Consider the following 17,320-nt stretch of genomic DNA (forward strand, 5'->3'; position numbering starts at 1 on the left):
TGCCAATGTGGTAAGGGAAGTATGGCAGATGCTGAACAAAAACGGACGAGAGTGGCAATAATTTTTTCTTATTGGCGGAATTCATGATTGCTACTGGTTGGAAGTAAACATTGCGTATCATTGGAATTGAATGCTACAGTCCGGCTGTCATATTGAACAATCAACCAGCCGGGGTTCCATGTCGCCACGCCGCACCATCCTTGCCTCTCTGATCGTGTCGGCCTCCGCCCTGGCGCAGGACACCCCGCCCGCGCAAGTCGACGTGCGCGGCAAAGCGACCGACTACGACCCGCGCCGCGACGACACCGCGGCCCGCATCGTCGTCCGCCACGAGGACCTCGTGAAATACGGCGACACGAACCTGCTCGACGCCCTCAAGCGGATACCGGGTGTGACGGTGAGCCGTGCCGCCGGGCGCGGCGGCGAGGTGCGGCTGCAGGGACTGGGCAACGGCTATACGCAGGTGCTCGTCGACGGCGAACGCGTGCCGCCCGGCGTCGCGTTCGACACGCTGGCGCCCGATGCCGTCGAGCGCATCGAGGTGCGGCGCGCGGCCAGTGCGGACCTGCCGACCCAGGCCATCGCGGGCACCATCAACATCGTGCTGAAGAAGGTCGTCCGGACCCGGGAGCGCGAATTCAAGGCCGGTATCGAAGCGGGCCGCGACACGCGCAGCCCGAATGCGAGCCTGCGCGTGGCGGACAAGCGCGACCGGTTCTCGTATTCGCTCGCGCTGGAGGCGATGCGCAACGACTTCGATGGCGACGTGCCCGCACGCGAGGAAGGATTCGACGCGGCTGGCCGCCCGACCTTGCTGCGCACGACGGCCAGCCGGGAACACGGTCACCTGGCGACGCTGAGCCTCGTGCCCCGGCTCGCGTGGACATTGGACGGCGGCGACACGCTCGCGCTGGAGGGACTCGCGACATTGAACCGCTTCCGCGTCGGCGTCCGTTCTCCGGTGACGACATGGCTGGGCGAGGCGGCGCCGTATCCGCGCCAGGACATCCGCATGAGCAACGACATGGGCTCGGTGCGCGCGGCGCTCGAGTGGGTGCACCGCTTCGAAGGCGGGGGCCAGCTGGAGACGAAGTTCAATGCCTCCGGCGGCCACACGGACAATGGCAGCGACCGCGATGCGGGCGGCAATCCGGCCGTCGGATCACTCCGCCGCGACATCGACTCGACGGGCCATGACCGCGACGTCGGCACGACCGGCAAGGCGACCTTGCCGCTGTGGGAAGGCCACGCGCTGGCCGTCGGCTGGGACGCCGGCCGCGCGCACCGCGAGGACGCCCGCCGCGAACGCGATCCGACGCAGCCATCGCTCGTCATCCCGCACGGCGACGAGCGCTACACGGGCACCGTCACGCGTTTGGCCTTGTACGCACAGGACGAGTGGCAGGTAACGCCCGCCTGGTCGGCCTATCTCGGCACGCGCTGGGAGGGCGTGCGCATCCGTGCCGACGGCGCCGGCTTCGGCAGCGCGCGGTCGTGGTCGAGCGTGTTCAGTCCCATCGTCCAGACGCTGTATCAATTGCCGGGGAAGCGCAACGACCGTGTGCGCCTCGCCGTCGCGCGCACGTACAAGGCGCCCGGCATGGAGGCGCTGCTGCCGCACCGCTACACGACCGTGAACAACAGCCAGGTCGAGCCGGACGTGCAGGGCAACCCGAACCTGAAGCCGGAACTGGCGCTCGCCATCGATGCGGCCTATGAACGCGAATGGGCACCGGGCGCGCTGTTCTCGGTGAGCGCATCGCAGCGCCGCATCGACGACACCACGCGCAACCTGGTCCGCTTCGATGCGGCCGCAGGCCGTTGGGTGTCGCAGCCGGAAAACGTCGGCAGCGCGACGACGCGCACGCTCCAACTCGAAACGCATTTCCCGGTGCGGACGCTGGAACTGCGCGGCGACGTCGCGCGCAACTGGTCGCACGTGGATGGCGTGCGGGGCCCGGACAACCGGCTCAACCAGCAGGTGCCGCTGTCCGCCAACCTCGGCGCCGACTGGCGGCGCAACCGGTTCTCGGCCGGTGTCAACTTCGCGTTTCGCCAGGGCGGCACGGTGCGCGTTTCCACGAACCAGATGGTGTACCTGCACGCGCAGCGTGACCTCGACATCTACGCGGCCTGGAAACTGGGCGCGGGATCGACACTGCGCGTGACGGCCGTGAACGTGCTCGGCTCGGACTTCGTCAACGACAGCAGCTACGCGACGCTGGACGGCGTGCTGCGCAACCGTATCGTCAACGTACGCCGCCCCAGTGTGCGCGCGGCGTTCGAGGCCCGGTTCTGAGCCGTCAGCCGCTGACCCGCAGCCCGTGCTCGTCGCACCAGCGGCGCAGCGCGGTCTGCGTTTCCTCGGTGCGGAAGCGTTGCCACGACTCGGTGGCGCCGCGTTCGTCGAGCAGGCGCTCGAAGCCGTCCGTGTCCTCGGTGCGGACGAGGTCGTGGATCGTTGCCTGGTCGCCCGCGAGGTGCGCGGCGGCGAAGCGGAACACGAGCTGGTCGCCGATGCCGAGCGTGCTCGCGGGCGGCACGGCCACGTAGTCGCTTTCTTCCGTGCTCCTGCCGGCGCCCGCGTCGGCCGGCATTGGCGCTTCCTCGTCCATGTAGTCGTCGTTGAGCAAATGGATCATGCCCGTCGCGCGCGCGACGAGCGCTTTCGCGCGGCCTTCGCCATCGTCGACGACGAGGGCCGCGTGTTCGAGTTCGTCCAGGTTCACTGCCGCCATGGTGCCTCCGCTTTGCAAGTCGATGCCGCCAGTATGCAGCGGCTGCGGTTCAAGGCTCGCACGGTTAGTCCGGACAAAAGAAAAAGCCCGCAGGGCGCGAACCCTGCGGGCTTCCGGTGCGACGTAGTACGGCGCGGGGACCGGCTATTACATCATGCCGTCCATGCCCATGCCGCCCATGCCGCCCATGCCACCCATGCCGCCAGCGGCCGGCTTGTCTTCGACGACTTCCGAGACCATGCAGTCGGTGGTCAGCATCAGGCCGGCGATCGACGCTGCGTTCTGCAGGGCCGAGCGGGTGACCTTGGCCGGATCCAGCACGCCCATTTCGACCATGTCGCCATAGGTGCCGTTCGAGGCGTTGTAGCCGTAGTTGCCCTGGCCGTTGATGACGGCGGCGACGACGACGGACGGCTCTTCACCGGCGTTCTGGACGATCATGCGCAGCGGCTCTTCCATCGCGCGCAGGACGATCTTGATGCCGGCTTCCTGGTCCGGGTTGTCGCCCTTGACCTGCAGTGCGGCGCGGGCGCGCAGCAGGGCCACGCCGCCGCCCGGGACGATGCCTTCTTCGACGGCAGCGCGGGTGGCGTGCAGCGCGTCTTCCACGCGTGCTTTCTTCTCTTTCATTTCGACTTCGGTCGCGGCACCGACGCGGATCACGGCAACACCGCCGGCCAGCTTGGCCACGCGCTCCTGCAGCTTCTCACGGTCGTAGTCCGAGGTCGCTTCTTCGATCTGGATGCGGATCTGCTTGACGCGCGCTTCGATCGCTTCGGCGGCACCGGCGCCATCGATGATGATGGTGTTTTCCTTGCCGACTTCGATACGCTTGGCCTGGCCCAGTTCGTTCAGCGTGACCTTTTCCAGGGTCAGGCCGACTTCTTCCGCGATCACCTGGCCGCCGGTCAGGATGGCGATGTCTTCCAGCATGGCCTTGCGACGGTCGCCGAAGCCCGGGGCTTTCACTGCAACGGTCTTCAGGATGCCGCGGATGTTGTTGACGACCAGGGTCGCCAGCGCTTCGCCTTCGATGTCTTCGGCGACGATGACCAGCGGACGGCCAGCCTTGGCGACTTGCTCCAGCACCGGCAGCAGGTCACGGATGTTCGAGATCTTCTTGTCGCACAGCAGGACGAACGGGTTCTCGTGAACGGCAACCTGCTTGTCCGGGTTGTTGATGAAGTACGGCGACAGGTAGCCGCGGTCGAACTGCATGCCTTCCACGATGTCCAGCTCGTCGTTCAGCGACTTGCCGTCTTCGACGGTGATGACGCCTTCCTTGCCGACTTTTTCCATCGCCTCGGCGATGCGCTCGCCGACGGACGAATCCGAGTTGGCCGAGATGGTACCGACTTGCGCGATCTCTTTCGAGGTCGTGGTCGGCTTGGCGATCTTCTTCAGTTCTTCGACGGTGGCGGCGACGGCCTTGTCGATGCCGCGCTTCAGGTCCATCGGGTTCATGCCGGCGGCAACGAACTTCATGCCTTCGCGGACGATGGCTTGCGCCAGCACGGTCGCGGTGGTGGTGCCGTCACCGGCGTTGTCGCTGGTCTTCGATGCGACTTCCTTCACCATCTGCGCGCCCATGTTCATGAGCTTGTCTTTCAGTTCGATCTCTTTGGCGACCGAGACACCGTCCTTGGTGACGGTCGGGGCGCCGAACGAACGTTCCAGCACGACGTTGCGGCCTTTCGGGCCCAGGGTGACTTTGACTGCGTTGGCCAGGATGTTGACACCCTCGACCATCTTGGCGCGTGCTACGTCGCCGAACACTACATCTTTAGCTGCCATATTTGATTCTCCGATTTTTCAGGAAGTTATTGGACGAATTACTGGGCCACGACGGCCATGATGTCTTCTTCGCGCATGACCAGCAGCTCTTCGCCGTTGACCTTGACGGCCTGGCCCGAGTACTTGCCGAACAGGACGCGGTCGCCGACTTTCACTTCCAGCGGACGGACGTTGCCGTTCTCTTGCACTTTGCCGTTGCCAACGGCCAGCACTTCACCTTGGTCCGGCTTCTCGGCCGCCGCATCGGGGATGATCAGGCCGGATGCAGTCTTGGTTTCCTGGTCGAGACGCTTCACGATCACGCGATCGTGCAATGGGCGAAGGTTCATGCAAAACTCCTTTTAGTTGGTTTGACGAGCTATCCAGGGACCGCAGCCAGCCATCCTCGGGATCGACTCACTGCGGCGTAGAAAGGTTTGTTAGCACTCTCTACTAACGAGTGCTAATTATAGGGACGATAATTTGGCATTTCAAGCCACAGTGTTCGGGTTTTAACGGAATTTTTTGCGGTTTCGCAACCGATTCGGACGGGCCGGGACAATACGGAAGGCGCGCCGCCGGATGCGCGACCGGGCGGCGGTTGATGAATGCATAAGCACATGAGGGTAACATCGAACGTCCGCGACAGGGCGCACGATCGCACGGGAGCGCGCGCCTGTTGACGAAAAATTCAAGACGATCCTATAGTTACGGATGATTTCCGAATTCCAAGACCTCTCCGATAAGATCGACCGGCTCGCCCAGTTGACCCAGGCGCTGCGCAGCGAGAACTATTTGCTGCGCCAGGCGAACGCCTTGCTCAGCGCGGAAAACGTCGACTTCAAGAACCGGCTGATCGCGGCCCAGCAGCGCGTCGAAGCCCTGCTGGCGCACCTCGAACCCGCGCCCGAAACGACGACCGACGACGCCGAGGCCCCGCAATGATCCAACTGGACGTAACCATCATGGGCTTGCCGTATCGCCTGGCGTGCCGCGACGGCGAAGAGAAGACGCTGCGCGAAGCCGTGGCCTATCTCGACGGCAAAATGTGTGCATTGCGCGACTCGGGCAAGGTCAAGGGCACGGACCGCATCGCCGTGATGGCGGCGCTGTCGGTGGCCGCCGAATTCCTGTCCGTGAAAGCGCCGCAGGGACCCTTGGCGGACCTGACGATCCTGGAAGTCAAGCAGAAACTCGAGGCGATGCACACGGTGTTGGATGCCGCACTCTCGGCCGACCAAAACCTGGCCTGAGCCTAAAAACGTTTGACATGCCCGGCCATCGTAGTAAACTGCCGTCTACCCTGCGGTGTTCGAGATTTGCCATATATTCCTTGAACCATTCTTTCGCATAGGTTGTGGAACATGTTTGGTGGGCGCGATCGTCGCTAGTTCGACGAACCCGAAATTGAACTGACTACGACCACCTTGAGCCATCAGGTTCGGGATGCCGGCAAAAACGGCACAGGCGGGGATATATTCCGAAGCGGTTGCGTACGATAAGTTCGCAGCCGCTTTTTCATTTGTGCTGACGAATGGAGACCCGCGCATGCGCTACTGGTTGATGAAATCCGAACCCGATGAAGTGAGTTTCGCCGACGTCCTCAAGGCGCCCGGCAAGACGGTCGCCTGGTTCGGCGTGCGCAACTACCAGGCCCGCAATTTCATGCGCGACCAGATGGAGGTCGGCGACGGCGTCCTGTTCTATCACTCCAGTTGCGCGGTGCCGGGCGTGGCGGGCATCGCGAAGGTGGCCAGCGGCGCGTATCCCGATGCGTCGCAGTTCGACCCTTCCAGCCATTATTTCGATCCAAAGGCGACGCGCGAGCAGCCGCGCTGGATCTCCGTCGACGTGACGGCGGTGACGGAAGGGCGTTATCTGCCGCTGACCGAGATGCGTGGCGTGCCGGCGCTGGAAGACATGGTGCTGCTGCAGAAGGGCAGCAGGTTGTCCATTTCACCGGTCACGAAAGGGCAGTGGGACAAGGTGCTGGAGATGATGGGCGTTGCGTGACGCTTGGTGGGCTCGGGGAGCCCACCCTACGATGATCGGAGTCGTAGGGTGGGCACCCCGTGCCCACGCGGACGTTCGCAGATGGTCAGTCGTAGGTGGGCACCCCGTGCCCACGCGGACGTTCACAGATGGTCAGTCGTAGGGTGGGCACCCCGTGCCCACGCGGACGTTCGCAGATGGTCAGTCGTAGGGTGGGCACCCCGTGCCCACGCGGACGTTCGCAGATGGTCAGGCGTGAACGGCCCGCTTGTTCGCACCGGAATACGCCCACCCCAACATAATGAGCCCCGCCACGATCATCGGCAGCGACAACACCTGCCCCGACGTGATCGGCAACCCCATCACATGCGTCTCCCAATCGGGCACGCGGAAATACTCCGTGAAGAAACGCGCGCAGCCATACAGCAGCGTGTAGAGCGCACCGACGGCGAGGCGCGGCCGCGGCTTGCGCGCGAACAGCCACATGATCACGAAGACGAGGATGCCGTCGACGAGCATCTGGTACAGCGGCGATGGATGGCGCAGCCCTTCCACGCCCGGCCACAGCATCGCCCACGGCAGGTTCGGATCGGCCAGGCGACCCGGCAGCTCCGCGTTGATGAAATTACCGAGACGGCCGCACGCATAGCCGATGGGGACCATGGGCGCGATGAAATCGTACACGTCGAGCAGGTTGCGGCCGCGCTTCCTGGCCCACAGCGCCATCGCGATCAGCACGCCGAGGAAGCCGCCGTGGTACGACATGCCGCCGTGCCACGTCATGAAGATCTCGGCCGGGTGCGAGAAATAATAGTCCGGGCGGTAGAACAGCACTTCGCCGAGGCGTCCGCCGATCACCACGCCCAGCATCCCGTAGAACAGCATGTCGTCGAGGTCGGTGTTGGTCCAGCCCTGCGCCTGCACGTGGGCCTGCGTCTTGATGCGGACGCGGCCGAGCAGGATGAACAGGGCGAAGGCGACCACGTACATGATCCCGTACCAGTGGATGTCGACGGGGCCGATGCTGAAGGCGACCGGGTTCGGTTGCGGGTGAACGAGCATAATTAAATTGTCCTCAGTAGTTCCAGGAAGCCCTTGAGCACCGGCGAAGGATTATCGCGGCGCCATGCGATGCCGGTCTCGACCAGCGGGGTCGCGTCGGCGAGGGCACGGTATTCTACGCCCGGCCGCATCAGGTTCGACACGGATTGTGGCACAAGTGCCAACCCCATGCCTGCGGAGACCAGACTGACGATCGTTTGCATCTGGATCGCCTGCTGGCCGATGGCCGGCGTAATGCCGGCTTCACGGAAGCAGGACAGGATGGCGTCGTGCAGCGCGGGCGAGATCTCGCGCGGAAAAATAATCAATGGCAGGGCGGGCAGGTGGCGCAGCGCGACCGGCCCCTTCTTGCGCAGCAGTCCCGCGGGCGCGCACAGGATCAGCGGCTCGTCCAGCACCTTCATGTAATCGAGCTCGGCGCGCGCGCGGTCGGGCAGCGGGGGGATCAGGAGGCCGGCGTCGATGCGGCCGCGCAGCAGTTCGTCCACCTGCACATCCGACGTCGCTTCCTGCAACGACAGCTGCACGCCCGGATAGCGTTCGCTGTAGCGGCGCAGGAACGGCGGCAGCACGCTGTAGTCGGCCGAGGTGATGAACGCGAGCGCCAGCCGTCCCGCTGCCCCGCTGGCAGCGCGCCGCGCCAGTTCGGGCAGCAGGGCGGCCTCGTTCAGGATGCGGCGGGCTTCGGGCAGCAGGGCGCTGCCGGCCGGCGTCAGCGCGACCGTGCGGCGGTTGCGCAGGAACAGCGCGGTGCCGAGGCCGTCCTCCAGTGCGGCGATCGCCTGCGACAGCGGCGGCTGCGTCATGTGCAGGCGCGCGGCGGCGCGGCCGAAATGCAATTCCTCGGCCACGGTGACGAAGTAGCGCAGCTGGCGCGTTTCGATGTTCATCGTATGGGTGGCGTGTCTGTGATTCGCGCAGCATATCAGAAGCACGCGTGACCGCCCATTTGACGCGAGCCGGTCCGCGCGGCATGCTGGGAAAATCGTCCCATCAGGAGCCGACCATGCCTTACAACCGCCGTTCCCGCCACGTGACCGAAGGCGTCGCCCGCAGCCCGAACCGCTCGATGTATTACGCGATGGGCTATCGCAAGGAGGATTTCGACAAGCCGATGATCGGCGTCGCCAACGGCCATTCCACGATCACGCCCTGCAACTCGGGCCTGCAGAAACTGGCCGACGTGGCCATCGCCACCATCCGCGATGCCGGTGCGAATCCGCAGGTGTTCGGCACCCCCACCATTTCCGACGGCATGTCGATGGGGACGGAGGGCATGAAGTTCTCGCTGATTTCGCGCGAGGTGATCGCCGACTGCATCGAGACGTGCGTCAACGGCCAGTGGATGGACGGCGTCGTCGTGATCGGCGGCTGCGACAAGAACATGCCGGGCGGGATGATCGCGCTGGCGCGCACGAACGTCCCCGGCATCTACGTGTACGGCGGCACGATCAGGCCGGGGCACTGGAAGGGCAAGGACCTGACGATCGTGTCGGCGTTCGAGGCCGTCGGCGAATTCACGGCGGGGCGCATGAGCCAGGAGGATTTCGACGGCATCGAGCGCAATGCCTGCCCGTCGTCCGGGTCGTGCGGCGGCATGTACACGGCGAACACGATGTCGTCGTCGTTCGAGGCGCTCGGGATGTCGCTGCTGTACTCGTCGACGATGGCCAATCCGGACGACGAGAAGGTGGGATCGGCGGCGGAGTCGGCGCGCGTGCTCGTGGAAGCCGTCAAGCGCGACCTGAAGCCGCGCGACATCATCACGAGACGATCGATCGAGAACGCGGTGGCGGTGATCATGGCGACCGGCGGCTCGACGAATGCCGTGCTGCACTACCTCGCCATCGCGCACGCGGCCGAGGTGGAATGGACGATCGACGATTTCGAGAGAGTGCGCCGCAAGGTGCCCGTGATCTGCAACCTGAAGCCGTCGGGCGAATACGTCGCGACGGACCTGCACCAGGCGGGCGGCATCCCGCAGGTGATGAAGCTGCTGCTGGACGCGGGCCTGCTGCACGGCGATTGCATCACCATCACGGGCCGCACGCTGGCGGAGGAACTGGCGAACGTGCCGTCCGTGCCGCCGGCAGGGCAGGACGTCATCCGTCCGCTGGACCGGGCGTTGTACAGCGAAGGGCACCTGGCGATCCTGAAGGGGAATCTGTCGCCGGAAGGCTGCGTGGCCAAGATCACGGGCCTGAAGAATCCCGTGATCACGGGGCCGGCGCGCGTGTTCGACGACGAGTACAGTGCGATGGACACGATCCTCGCGAACAAGATCAACCCGGGCGACGTGCTCGTGCTGCGCTACCTGGGCCCGCGCGGCGGCCCCGGCATGCCGGAGATGCTGGCGCCGACCGCGGCGCTGATCGGCAAGGGACTCGGCGAATCCGTCGGGCTGGTCACGGACGGTCGCTTTTCCGGCGGGACGTGGGGCATGGTCGTGGGCCATGTGGCGCCGGAAGCGTTCGAGGGCGGCACGATCGCGCTCGTGCAGGAAGGGGATTCGATCACGATCGACGCGCACCGGCAGCTGATCCAGCTGAACGTGCCGGACGACGAGATCGCCCGCCGGCGCGCGGCGTGGGTGCGGCCGGCGCCGCGTTATACGCGTGGGGTGCTGGCCAAGTTTGCGGCGCTTGCGCAGCCGGCGAGCAAGGGGGCGGTGACCTGCTGAGCATCCGAAGTCGGAGCGCGTTGAGCCGTCGTCCCCGCGTAGGCGGGGACTCAATTTCTCATGAGCTGGCGATACGCGTGCAACTTGGGCCCCCGCCTTCGCGGGGGCGACGTTGACATGTTCGTATGCATTGACACGTTCGTACGTTCATACGCTCGGAGAACATGTCATATACGCCACATGGCCTGTTCGCCAACAAAGCACGCGTGTTAAGCTGCCGGGCGCCTTATTTGCGCTTGCCGAAGCTCTGCTTGACGCGCTCCTTGCGCCGCTTTTCGTCGAGGTCGTGGGCCTTGCGCTTGTCGAGGCCCAGCATCTTTTCGATGAACTCGAACCAGATGAAACCGGCGACCATCAGGCCGACGATCCACCACCAGGACAGTTCGGCGAAGCGCCAGACCTCGAAATAGCGCAGGACGACGAGGACGAGGATCAGCAGGATCAGGGGCATAACGGAATTCCTTTCGAGCGGCCATGTTACAACAGTGCTGCTGATAAGCAACGGAATACTGCCATCTGGTCAACGACAATCTGTATCATCCGTTACCAGGTATGTCCAAGCCGCTATGCGCTGGGAAACACGATAGAATTCGAATTAAAGAAATGCCCCCAACTGGAGAGAGTCGATGAAACGTACCATGATGTTGTTCGCTGCAGTCTCTGCCCTGGCTTCGACCGGCGCCTTCGCGCAAGACGCGGCCGCCCTGGCGAAGGCCAAGAATTGCATGGCTTGCCACTCCGTGCAAACCAAGCTGGTCGGCCCGGCCTACAAGGACGTCGCCGCCAAATACGCAGGCCAGAAAGATGCCGAAGGCAAGCTGGTTGCCAAGGTCCTGAAGGGTGGTTCGGGTGTCTGGGGTCCGGTCCCGATGCCGGCCAACCCGCAAGTCAGCGAAGCGGAAGCGCACACGCTGGTCAAGTGGGTCCTGGCGCAGAAATAATTCGCGGCAGGGTGGGCTCATCGAGCCCACGCGTGACGTTCGCGTCATGTTGGCTAAAAGCGCGCCATGTTTTGCAGGCGCGCTTTTTTATTGCGAGGAAAACGAACTAGCGGATGACGTCCAGTTTGGTCCGCTTGCCGCCCTTGTAGGTGAACAGCGTCAGCGCGCCATCCTTGATGTCGCCGTTCGCATCGAACTGGATCGTCCCGGTCACGCCCTCGTACTTGATGTTCTTGAGGACCGGCAGGTATTTGGCGGGATCGGCCGATTTCGCGTTCTGCATCGCCGTCGCCATCACCATCACGGAATCGTAGACGTACGGCGCGTACAGCTGCACGTCCATGTTGAACTTCTTCTTGTAGCGCGCGCGGAAGTCTTCCATGACTTTTTCCTGCGGACCTTTTACGCCGCCCGCTTCCGCGCAATAGACCTTGCCTTCGCCGAGGCCGTCGCCGGCCAGGCGGCCCAGCGCGTCCGTGCACATGCCGTCGCCGCCCATGAACACGGCCGTGATGCCGAGCGCCTTCATCTGCTTGAGCATCGGGCCCGCGACGGAATCCATGCCGCCGAAGAAGATCAGGTCCGGCTTCTTGGCCTTGATCGACGTGAGGATCGCCGTGTAGTCGGTGGCCGTGGCGCTCGTGAATTCGCGGCCGACGACCTTGATGTCCGGCTTTTTCAGGCCCTTCGCGAACTCGTCCGCGACGCCCTGGCCGTACGTCGTGCGGTCGTCGATGATGGCGATGTTCTTTGCGTGCAGCGTGTCGATCGCGTACTTGCTCAGCGTGCTGCCCAGCTTGGCGTCGCTGGCGACGACGCGGAATGCGCCCGGGAAGTGCTGGCGCGTGTAGACGGGGGCCGTCGTGGCGGGCGAGATCTGCACGATGCCGGCGTCGTTGTAGATTTTCGACGCGGGCACGGTGGTGCCGGAATTCAGGTGGCCGATCACGCCGTTGACTTTCGCATCGACGAGCTTCTGCGCCACCGCCGTGCCCTGCTTGGGATCGGCGCCGTCGTCTTCGGAGATCAGTTGCAGCGTGACCTTCTGGCCGTTCAGCGTGACGCCCTTCGCGTTGAGCTCGTCGATCGCCATGCGTGCGGCGTTCTCGTTGTCCTTGCCGAGGTGGGCGCTGGGGCCGGAGATCGGCGCCACGTGGCCGATCTTGACCACTTGCTGCGCGCTCGCCGTGCCCGCGAAGGCGAGGGCGATGGCGAAGGGAATGAGTTTCGTAGTGACCTGCATGTTCTCTCCAGGAAGAATGTTATGTGCGCCGAGCAAAGTTACTCTAATTTACGCTGCGCGCAAAGCGTTCTAAAGGCGAGAGCGATCGCGTTCAGTCGCGCGAGCGCAGGTGCGTGAGTTCCTGCGCGACGGCGCGCGCGACGACCTGCTCGACCGTCACCTGCAGACCGTCGCGCAATTCCGTCGCGAGCCGCGTCACCACGTGGTCCAGCACGGGCGCCATGCTGCTGCGGACCTGGTCTTCCAGCACCAGTTCGACGCGGTCCTGCAACCGGTCGAGCACGCGCGCGACGAGGCGTTCCTCGAGGGCGCGCCAGGCGTCGTCGTCGAGCTCGCGCCGGGTGGGCTGCTCCGGTTCCGGCTGTGCTTCCACGGCCGGTGCCGCCGCGCTTTCGGGCACGACCTCGGGCACGACCTCGGCCACGACCTCGGTGAGGACGGGGATGCTTTCGTCGTTGAAGGGAATATCGCTCATGATTGCCCCGCCACGAAGTGGGTCAACGGATAGGACTGCTTCTTGTAGGCGACGTAGCGCGCGCGGCCGGCGGCGGCGTCTTCCTCGTCCGTCGAGATGATTTCGAACACGCGCGCGAACTGCTCGAAGCCGGCCGGCGTGCGGCGCGTCAGGTTCACGAGCATGTCGCGGTGCGGCAGCTCGACGCGTTCGTCGGCGGTGACGATCACCGGCGTCTCCGACGCGAGGGGATCGCCCGCCATCACGTGCGGGATGAAGTCGGTGCCGGACAGCGTCCACAGCGCCTCGTTCAGCGCTTCCGCCTGCGCCGGGCTGTCGGCCAGCAGGACGAGCTTCGCGCGCGCCGCATACGCCTTGCGCGCGAGGCGGCAGACGTAGCTGAGCTTGTCGGGGATGTTGGTGTGGAAGTCGATCCGGGTCATGGGAGTCGGAGTCATCAGAACTGGAAATCCGGTGGCGTTTTCTTCGGCTGCGGCTGCTGGCGCGGTTGTTGCCGTTCCGCCTGCGCGGCGGCGGCATCGGGCGCCTTCGCCTCCGGCAATCGTGGCGGAGGCGAAGGCAGGTTCGCCGGCGCGGCTGCTTCGGCGCTCCCGGTCTGGTAACCCGGCGGCAGCATCGTCTTGCGTGGATACGACGCCGCATCGAGCGCGTCGTTCCACGCGCCTGCCGCGAAGCCCGTCACCTGGCGGGTGCCGACGGCGAGCAGCGGCAGCTCGTCCTTGCCACCGGCGCGCTGCAGCTGCTCGCGGTCTTGCGCCGTGTTCACGGTCTTTTCCGCGAACGGGATGCCGCGCGCGCGCAGCAGGGCGCGGCCCTGGTCGCAGGCGTCGCAGCCGGCCGTCGTGTACAGGGTCACCGGATGGAGCCGAACGGCGCGCGCCAGCTCGTACGGCAGCGACGGACTCGTTACCGGTTGGCTGTCCGGACGCAGCACCTGGGCCGCTACTTTCGGTGGAGGCGTATCGCTGTAATGCGTGACGCCGGCCGCATCCTTCCACTTGTACGTCTGGCCCTGCGCGGCGGCAGTGGCGGCGACGAGTGCGAATGCGGCGGCGGCACGCATGTGACTCAGGCCTGCATCCCGTTGTGGCGCAGCAGCGCGTCGATCTTCGGTTCGCGGCCGCGGAAGGCCTTGAACGATTCGAGCGCCGGGCGCGAGCCGCCCACGGCCAGGATCTCGCGGTGGAAGCGCTTGCCCGTCTCGTCGAGCAGCGAACCGCCGCCCGCTTCGACGGCTTCCTCGAACGCGGCATACGCGTCCGCCGACAGCACCTCGGCCCACTTGTAGCTGTAATAGCCGGCCGCGTAACCGCCCGCGAAGATGTGGCCGAACGAATGCTGGAAGCGGTTGAACGACGGCGGGATCAGCACGGCGAACCTGGTGCGTACCTCGTCGACCAGTTCCTGCACGGTCTTCTGGCTGGTCGGGTCGAAGTCGTAGTGCAGGTGCATGTCGATCAGCGAGAACTCGACCTGGCGCAGCGTCTGCATGCCGGACTGGAAGTTCTTCGCCGCGAGCATCTTGTCGTACAGCGCGCGCGGCAGCGGCTCGCCCGTCTTCACGTGCGCCGTCATGCCTTGCAGGACGTCCCACTCCCAGCAGAAGTTTTCCATGAACTGCGACGGCAGCTCGACGGCATCCCATTCCACGCCCGAGATGCCGGACACCGACAGCTCGTCGACTTCCGTCAGCATGTGGTGCAGGCCGTGGCCGAATTCGTGGAACAGCGTCGTCACTTCATCGTGCGTGAACAGCGACGGCTGCAGCTTGCCGTCGACCTCCGCCGGCGGCGTGAAGTTGCAGGTCAGGTACGCGATCGGCGTCTGCACGATGCCGCCCGTGGTGAGCCTGCGCCCGCGCGCGTCGTCCATCCACGCGCCCTGGCCTTTGCCCGGACGCGCGTACAGGTCGAGGTAGAACTGGCCGATGAGTTGACCGTTCTTCTCGATGCGGAAGAAACGCACGTCCGGATGCCAGACCGGGGCGTCGTCCGGGGAAATCGTCACGTCGAACAGCTTCGAGATCAGGCCGAACAGGCCGGCGACGACCTTCGGCTCCGGGAAGTATTCCTTCACTTCCTGCGCGGAGAACGCGTAGCGCTTCTCGCGCAGCTTTTCCGACGCATAGGTCACGTCCCACGCCTGCATGTCGGCGATGCCCAGTTCGCCCTTCGCGAACGCGCGCAGCTCGGCCAGGTCCTTCTCGGCGTACGGACGGGCGCGGCGGGCGAGGTCTTCCAGGAACTCGATCACGTGTTCCGGCGTCTCGGCCATCTTCGGTTCGAGCGAGACGTGGGCGAAGCTCTGGAAGTCGAGCAGCTTCGCCTCCTCGTCGCGCAGTTTCAGCAGCTGGGCGATGTTGCCCGTGTTGTCCCACTTTTCCAGCTCGGAGAACACGGCGCCCATCTCGGATGCCTTGGTGGCGTTGGCGCGGTAGATCTGTTCGCGCAGTTCGCGCTTGTCGGCGAATTGCAGGATCGGGAAATAGGACGGGAAGTGCAGGCTGAATTGCCAGCCGGTCTTGCCGTCGCGCTCCGCCGCGGCGCGCGCGGCCGCCTTGACGTCGTCCGGCAGGCCGGACAGGTCGGCTTCGTCGGCGACGAGCAGTTTGTAGTCGTTGGTCGCGTCCAGCACGTTTTCCGAGAAGCGCGTGGACAGTTTCGCCTGCTCTTCCTGGATCTCGGCGAAGCGTTCCTTCTGTTTCTCCGGCAACTCGGCGCCGCCCAGGCGGAAGTCGCGCAGGGCGTTCTCGACGATGCGCTTGCGGGCCGGCGCCAGGTTCGCGAAGTCGGCGCTCGCGCGCAGCTGCTTGTATTTGTCGAACAGCGCCTCGTTCTGGCCCAGCTCCGTCCAGAACTCGGTGATCTTCGGCTGGTTCTCGTTGTAGGTGGCACGCAGCTCGGGCGTGTCCATCACGTGGTTCAGGTGGTTGACCACGCCCCAGGCACGGCCCAGGCGTTCCGTCGCTTCCTCGAGCGGGACGACGAAATTGTCCCACGTGACGGCGCCTTGCGCGGGTGCTTCGGCCTGGGTCACGGCGGTGCGTGCTTCGGCGATCAGTTGCTCGATCGCCGGCGTCACATGCTCGGGACGGATCAGGTCGAATCGCGGCAGGCCCGAAAAATCGAGAAGGGGATTCGCGAGGAGGGGATTGGTCGTTTCGGTCGTCATGTCAGAGTCCTTATATTCAATCTCACCGCCATCTTACTACCTGGGCCTACCGTGCGTTACGCCGACGCATACGTCGCGTGGGCACAGGGTGCCCACCCTACGATGGTTGCCGGTTGGGTGGGCTCCCCGAGCCCACGCGGACGCATTCAGCCGCGTTTCGCGACGCGCTCGGCCGACTCCAGCGTATTCATGAGCAGCATGGTGATGGTCATCGGACCCACGCCACCCGGCACCGGCGTGACGTGGCCGGCGACTTCCTTGACGCTGTCGAAGTCGACGTCGCCGCACAGCTTGCCTTCGTCGTTGCGGTTGATGCCCACGTCGATGACGATGGCGCCCGGCTTGACCATGTCGCCCGTCAGCGTGTTGCGGCGGCCGACGGCGGCCACGACGACGTCCGCCTGGCGGGTGTGGTAGCCCAGGTCCGGCGTACCGCTATGGCAGATGGTGACGGTGGCATTCTGTTGCAAGAGCAGCAGCGCCATCGGCTTGCCGACCGTGTTGCTGCGGCCGATCACGACGGCATGCTTGCCGCGCAGGTTCACGCCGGTCGTCTCGATCAGCTTCATGCAGCCGTACGGGGTGCACGGGCGGAAGCCTTCCAGGCCGGCCATCAGTTCGCCGGCGGACAGCACGGAATAGCCGTCCACGTCCTTGCTGGTGGCGATGGCTTCGATGACTTTCGTTGCGTCGATGTGCTTCGGGAGCGGCATCTGCACGAGGATGCCGTGGATGGCCGGATCCGCGTTCAGGGCGGCGATGCGGTCGAGCAGGGCCTGCTCGGAGAAATCGGCCTCGTACTTTTCCAGCACGGAGTGGAAGCCCACGTCGCCGCAGGCCTTGACCTTGTTGCGCACGTAGACGTGGCTGGCCGGATCGTCGCCGACGATGATCACGGCCAGGCCGGGCTGGTGGCCGGCAGCGGTGAGGGCGGCGGTGCGGACGGCGATGTCGGCGCGCAGTTGTTGGGAAAGTTTGACTCCATCGATCAATTGGGCGGTCATGGCGGGGGCTCGTGTGCTGGACAAAAACGAAATTATAAGCGCCCACGAGGGTATCGCGCGCCGCCCGGAGGCGTTCGTTGTCATATTTATCGACGTGCCTGTGTCGGGCGGAACCCGTATTTCATGCGTCCGACATGGCTTTCATCTCACATTATGAAATTGAATATCATATTTTGAAAATTGAGTGTTCCACTGGTAGAATCGACACGCTTTATTCAAGGGATAGTCTTTTCGCCACCAA

At 64.8% G+C, this 17,320-nt stretch carries 18 protein-coding genes and 1 other RNA gene; 7 read left to right on the plus strand and 12 right to left on the minus strand.

Features of this window, described 5'->3' with window-relative positions:
* The first annotated feature begins 178 nt into the window (after window positions 1–178).
* Window positions 179–2,299, plus strand: a complete 2,121-nt coding sequence (locus ACL58G_RS09985; protein ID WP_440966615.1) for a TonB-dependent receptor plug domain-containing protein — start codon at window positions 179–181, stop codon at window positions 2,297–2,299.
* A gap of 4 nt (window positions 2,300–2,303) precedes the next feature.
* Here the strand turns inward: ACL58G_RS09985 and ACL58G_RS09990 are convergent, their stop codons facing one another.
* From ACL58G_RS09990 to groES, 3 genes are all read right to left on the minus strand, one after another.
* Window positions 2,304–2,738, minus strand: a complete 435-nt coding sequence (locus ACL58G_RS09990; protein ID WP_440966617.1) for a hypothetical protein — start codon at window positions 2,736–2,738, stop codon at window positions 2,304–2,306.
* Between the two features lie 147 nt (window positions 2,739–2,885).
* Window positions 2,886–4,532, minus strand: a complete 1,647-nt coding sequence (groL, locus tag ACL58G_RS09995) for a chaperonin GroEL (protein ID WP_413382901.1) — start codon at window positions 4,530–4,532, stop codon at window positions 2,886–2,888.
* A gap of 38 nt (window positions 4,533–4,570) precedes the next feature.
* Complete coding sequence (gene groES, locus ACL58G_RS10000; protein ID WP_056130611.1) at window positions 4,571–4,861, minus strand: co-chaperone GroES; 291 nt, start codon at window positions 4,859–4,861, stop codon at window positions 4,571–4,573.
* 364 nt (window positions 4,862–5,225) lie between these two features.
* On the opposite strand from groES, the gene ACL58G_RS10005 reads away from it, so the two are divergent.
* The 4 genes from ACL58G_RS10005 (at window position 5,226) to ACL58G_RS10020 (ending at window position 6,524) form a co-directional block, all read left to right on the plus strand.
* The gene (locus ACL58G_RS10005; RefSeq protein ID WP_056130612.1) at window positions 5,226–5,456 is read left to right on the plus strand and encodes a hypothetical protein; all 231 of its coding nucleotides are present in this window, start codon (window positions 5,226–5,228) and stop codon (window positions 5,454–5,456) included.
* The gene (locus ACL58G_RS10010; RefSeq protein WP_056130616.1) at window positions 5,453–5,764 is read left to right on the plus strand and encodes a cell division protein ZapA; all 312 of its coding nucleotides are present in this window, start codon (window positions 5,453–5,455) and stop codon (window positions 5,762–5,764) included. The genes ACL58G_RS10005 and ACL58G_RS10010 overlap by 4 nt, the downstream gene beginning before the upstream one ends.
* Before the next feature lie 44 nt (window positions 5,765–5,808).
* Window positions 5,809–5,989, plus strand: a non-coding RNA gene (gene ssrS / locus ACL58G_RS10015) — 6S RNA.
* 70 nt (window positions 5,990–6,059) lie between these two features.
* Window positions 6,060–6,524: an EVE domain-containing protein gene (locus ACL58G_RS10020; RefSeq protein WP_440966620.1), complete on the plus strand. Its 465-nt coding sequence runs from the start codon at window positions 6,060–6,062 to the stop codon at window positions 6,522–6,524.
* 228 nt (window positions 6,525–6,752) lie between these two features.
* Here ACL58G_RS10020 and lgt read toward each other — a convergent pair whose 3' ends face one another.
* Both lgt and ACL58G_RS10030 read right to left on the minus strand, forming a co-directional pair.
* Window positions 6,753–7,565 carry a prolipoprotein diacylglyceryl transferase gene (gene lgt, locus ACL58G_RS10025; RefSeq protein WP_413382909.1) on the minus strand — a complete coding sequence of 271 codons (813 nt, stop codon included), beginning with the start codon at window positions 7,563–7,565 and terminating at the stop codon, window positions 6,753–6,755.
* Between the two features lie 2 nt (window positions 7,566–7,567).
* The gene (locus tag ACL58G_RS10030) at window positions 7,568–8,455 is read right to left on the minus strand and encodes a LysR family transcriptional regulator (RefSeq protein WP_440966622.1); all 888 of its coding nucleotides are present in this window, start codon (window positions 8,453–8,455) and stop codon (window positions 7,568–7,570) included.
* Between the two features lie 116 nt (window positions 8,456–8,571).
* Here ACL58G_RS10030 and ilvD point away from each other — a divergent pair, with 116 nt between their 5' ends.
* On the plus strand, window positions 8,572–10,245 hold the full coding sequence (ilvD, locus tag ACL58G_RS10035; protein ID WP_413382913.1) for a dihydroxy-acid dehydratase: 1,674 nt from the start codon (window positions 8,572–8,574) through the stop codon (window positions 10,243–10,245).
* Between the two features lie 226 nt (window positions 10,246–10,471).
* On the opposite strand, the gene ACL58G_RS10040 is transcribed toward ilvD, so the two are convergent.
* On the minus strand, window positions 10,472–10,696 hold the full coding sequence (locus ACL58G_RS10040; RefSeq protein ID WP_413340530.1) for a TIGR04438 family Trp-rich protein: 225 nt from the start codon (window positions 10,694–10,696) through the stop codon (window positions 10,472–10,474).
* Between the two features lie 175 nt (window positions 10,697–10,871).
* On the opposite strand from ACL58G_RS10040, the gene ACL58G_RS10045 reads away from it, so the two are divergent.
* Window positions 10,872–11,186 carry a c-type cytochrome gene (locus ACL58G_RS10045; protein WP_259449906.1) on the plus strand — a complete coding sequence of 105 codons (315 nt, stop codon included), beginning with the start codon at window positions 10,872–10,874 and terminating at the stop codon, window positions 11,184–11,186.
* Window positions 11,187–11,292: 106 nt separating this feature from the next.
* On the opposite strand, the gene ACL58G_RS10050 is transcribed toward ACL58G_RS10045, so the two are convergent.
* From ACL58G_RS10050 to folD, 6 genes are all read right to left on the minus strand, one after another.
* On the minus strand, window positions 11,293–12,429 hold the full coding sequence (locus tag ACL58G_RS10050; protein ID WP_440966625.1) for a branched-chain amino acid ABC transporter substrate-binding protein: 1,137 nt from the start codon (window positions 12,427–12,429) through the stop codon (window positions 11,293–11,295).
* Window positions 12,430–12,520: 91 nt separating this feature from the next.
* Window positions 12,521–12,904 (minus strand): hypothetical protein, encoded by a 384-nt coding sequence (locus tag ACL58G_RS10055; protein ID WP_413382915.1) that lies wholly within the window; start codon window positions 12,902–12,904, stop codon window positions 12,521–12,523.
* Entirely contained in the window at window positions 12,901–13,326 is a 426-nt protein-coding gene (locus tag ACL58G_RS10060) for a DNA polymerase III subunit chi (protein ID WP_413385957.1), read from the minus strand. The genes ACL58G_RS10055 and ACL58G_RS10060 overlap by 4 nt, the downstream gene beginning before the upstream one ends.
* Window positions 13,327–13,340: 14 nt before the next feature.
* Window positions 13,341–13,967, minus strand: coding sequence for a DUF4124 domain-containing protein (locus ACL58G_RS10065; protein WP_413382917.1), 627 nt, complete (start codon window positions 13,965–13,967; stop codon window positions 13,341–13,343).
* 5 nt (window positions 13,968–13,972) lie between these two features.
* Entirely contained in the window at window positions 13,973–16,075 is a 2,103-nt protein-coding gene (locus ACL58G_RS10070) for a M3 family metallopeptidase (RefSeq protein WP_440966628.1), read from the minus strand.
* Between the two features lie 146 nt (window positions 16,076–16,221).
* The gene (gene folD, locus ACL58G_RS10075) at window positions 16,222–17,079 is read right to left on the minus strand and encodes a bifunctional methylenetetrahydrofolate dehydrogenase/methenyltetrahydrofolate cyclohydrolase FolD (RefSeq protein ID WP_413382921.1); all 858 of its coding nucleotides are present in this window, start codon (window positions 17,077–17,079) and stop codon (window positions 16,222–16,224) included.
* Window positions 17,080–17,320: the final 241 nt, after the last annotated feature.

This window comes from Massilia sp. GER05 (assembly GCF_052056005.1).
Classification (GTDB): domain Bacteria; phylum Pseudomonadota; class Gammaproteobacteria; order Burkholderiales; family Burkholderiaceae_D; genus Telluria; species Telluria orientalis.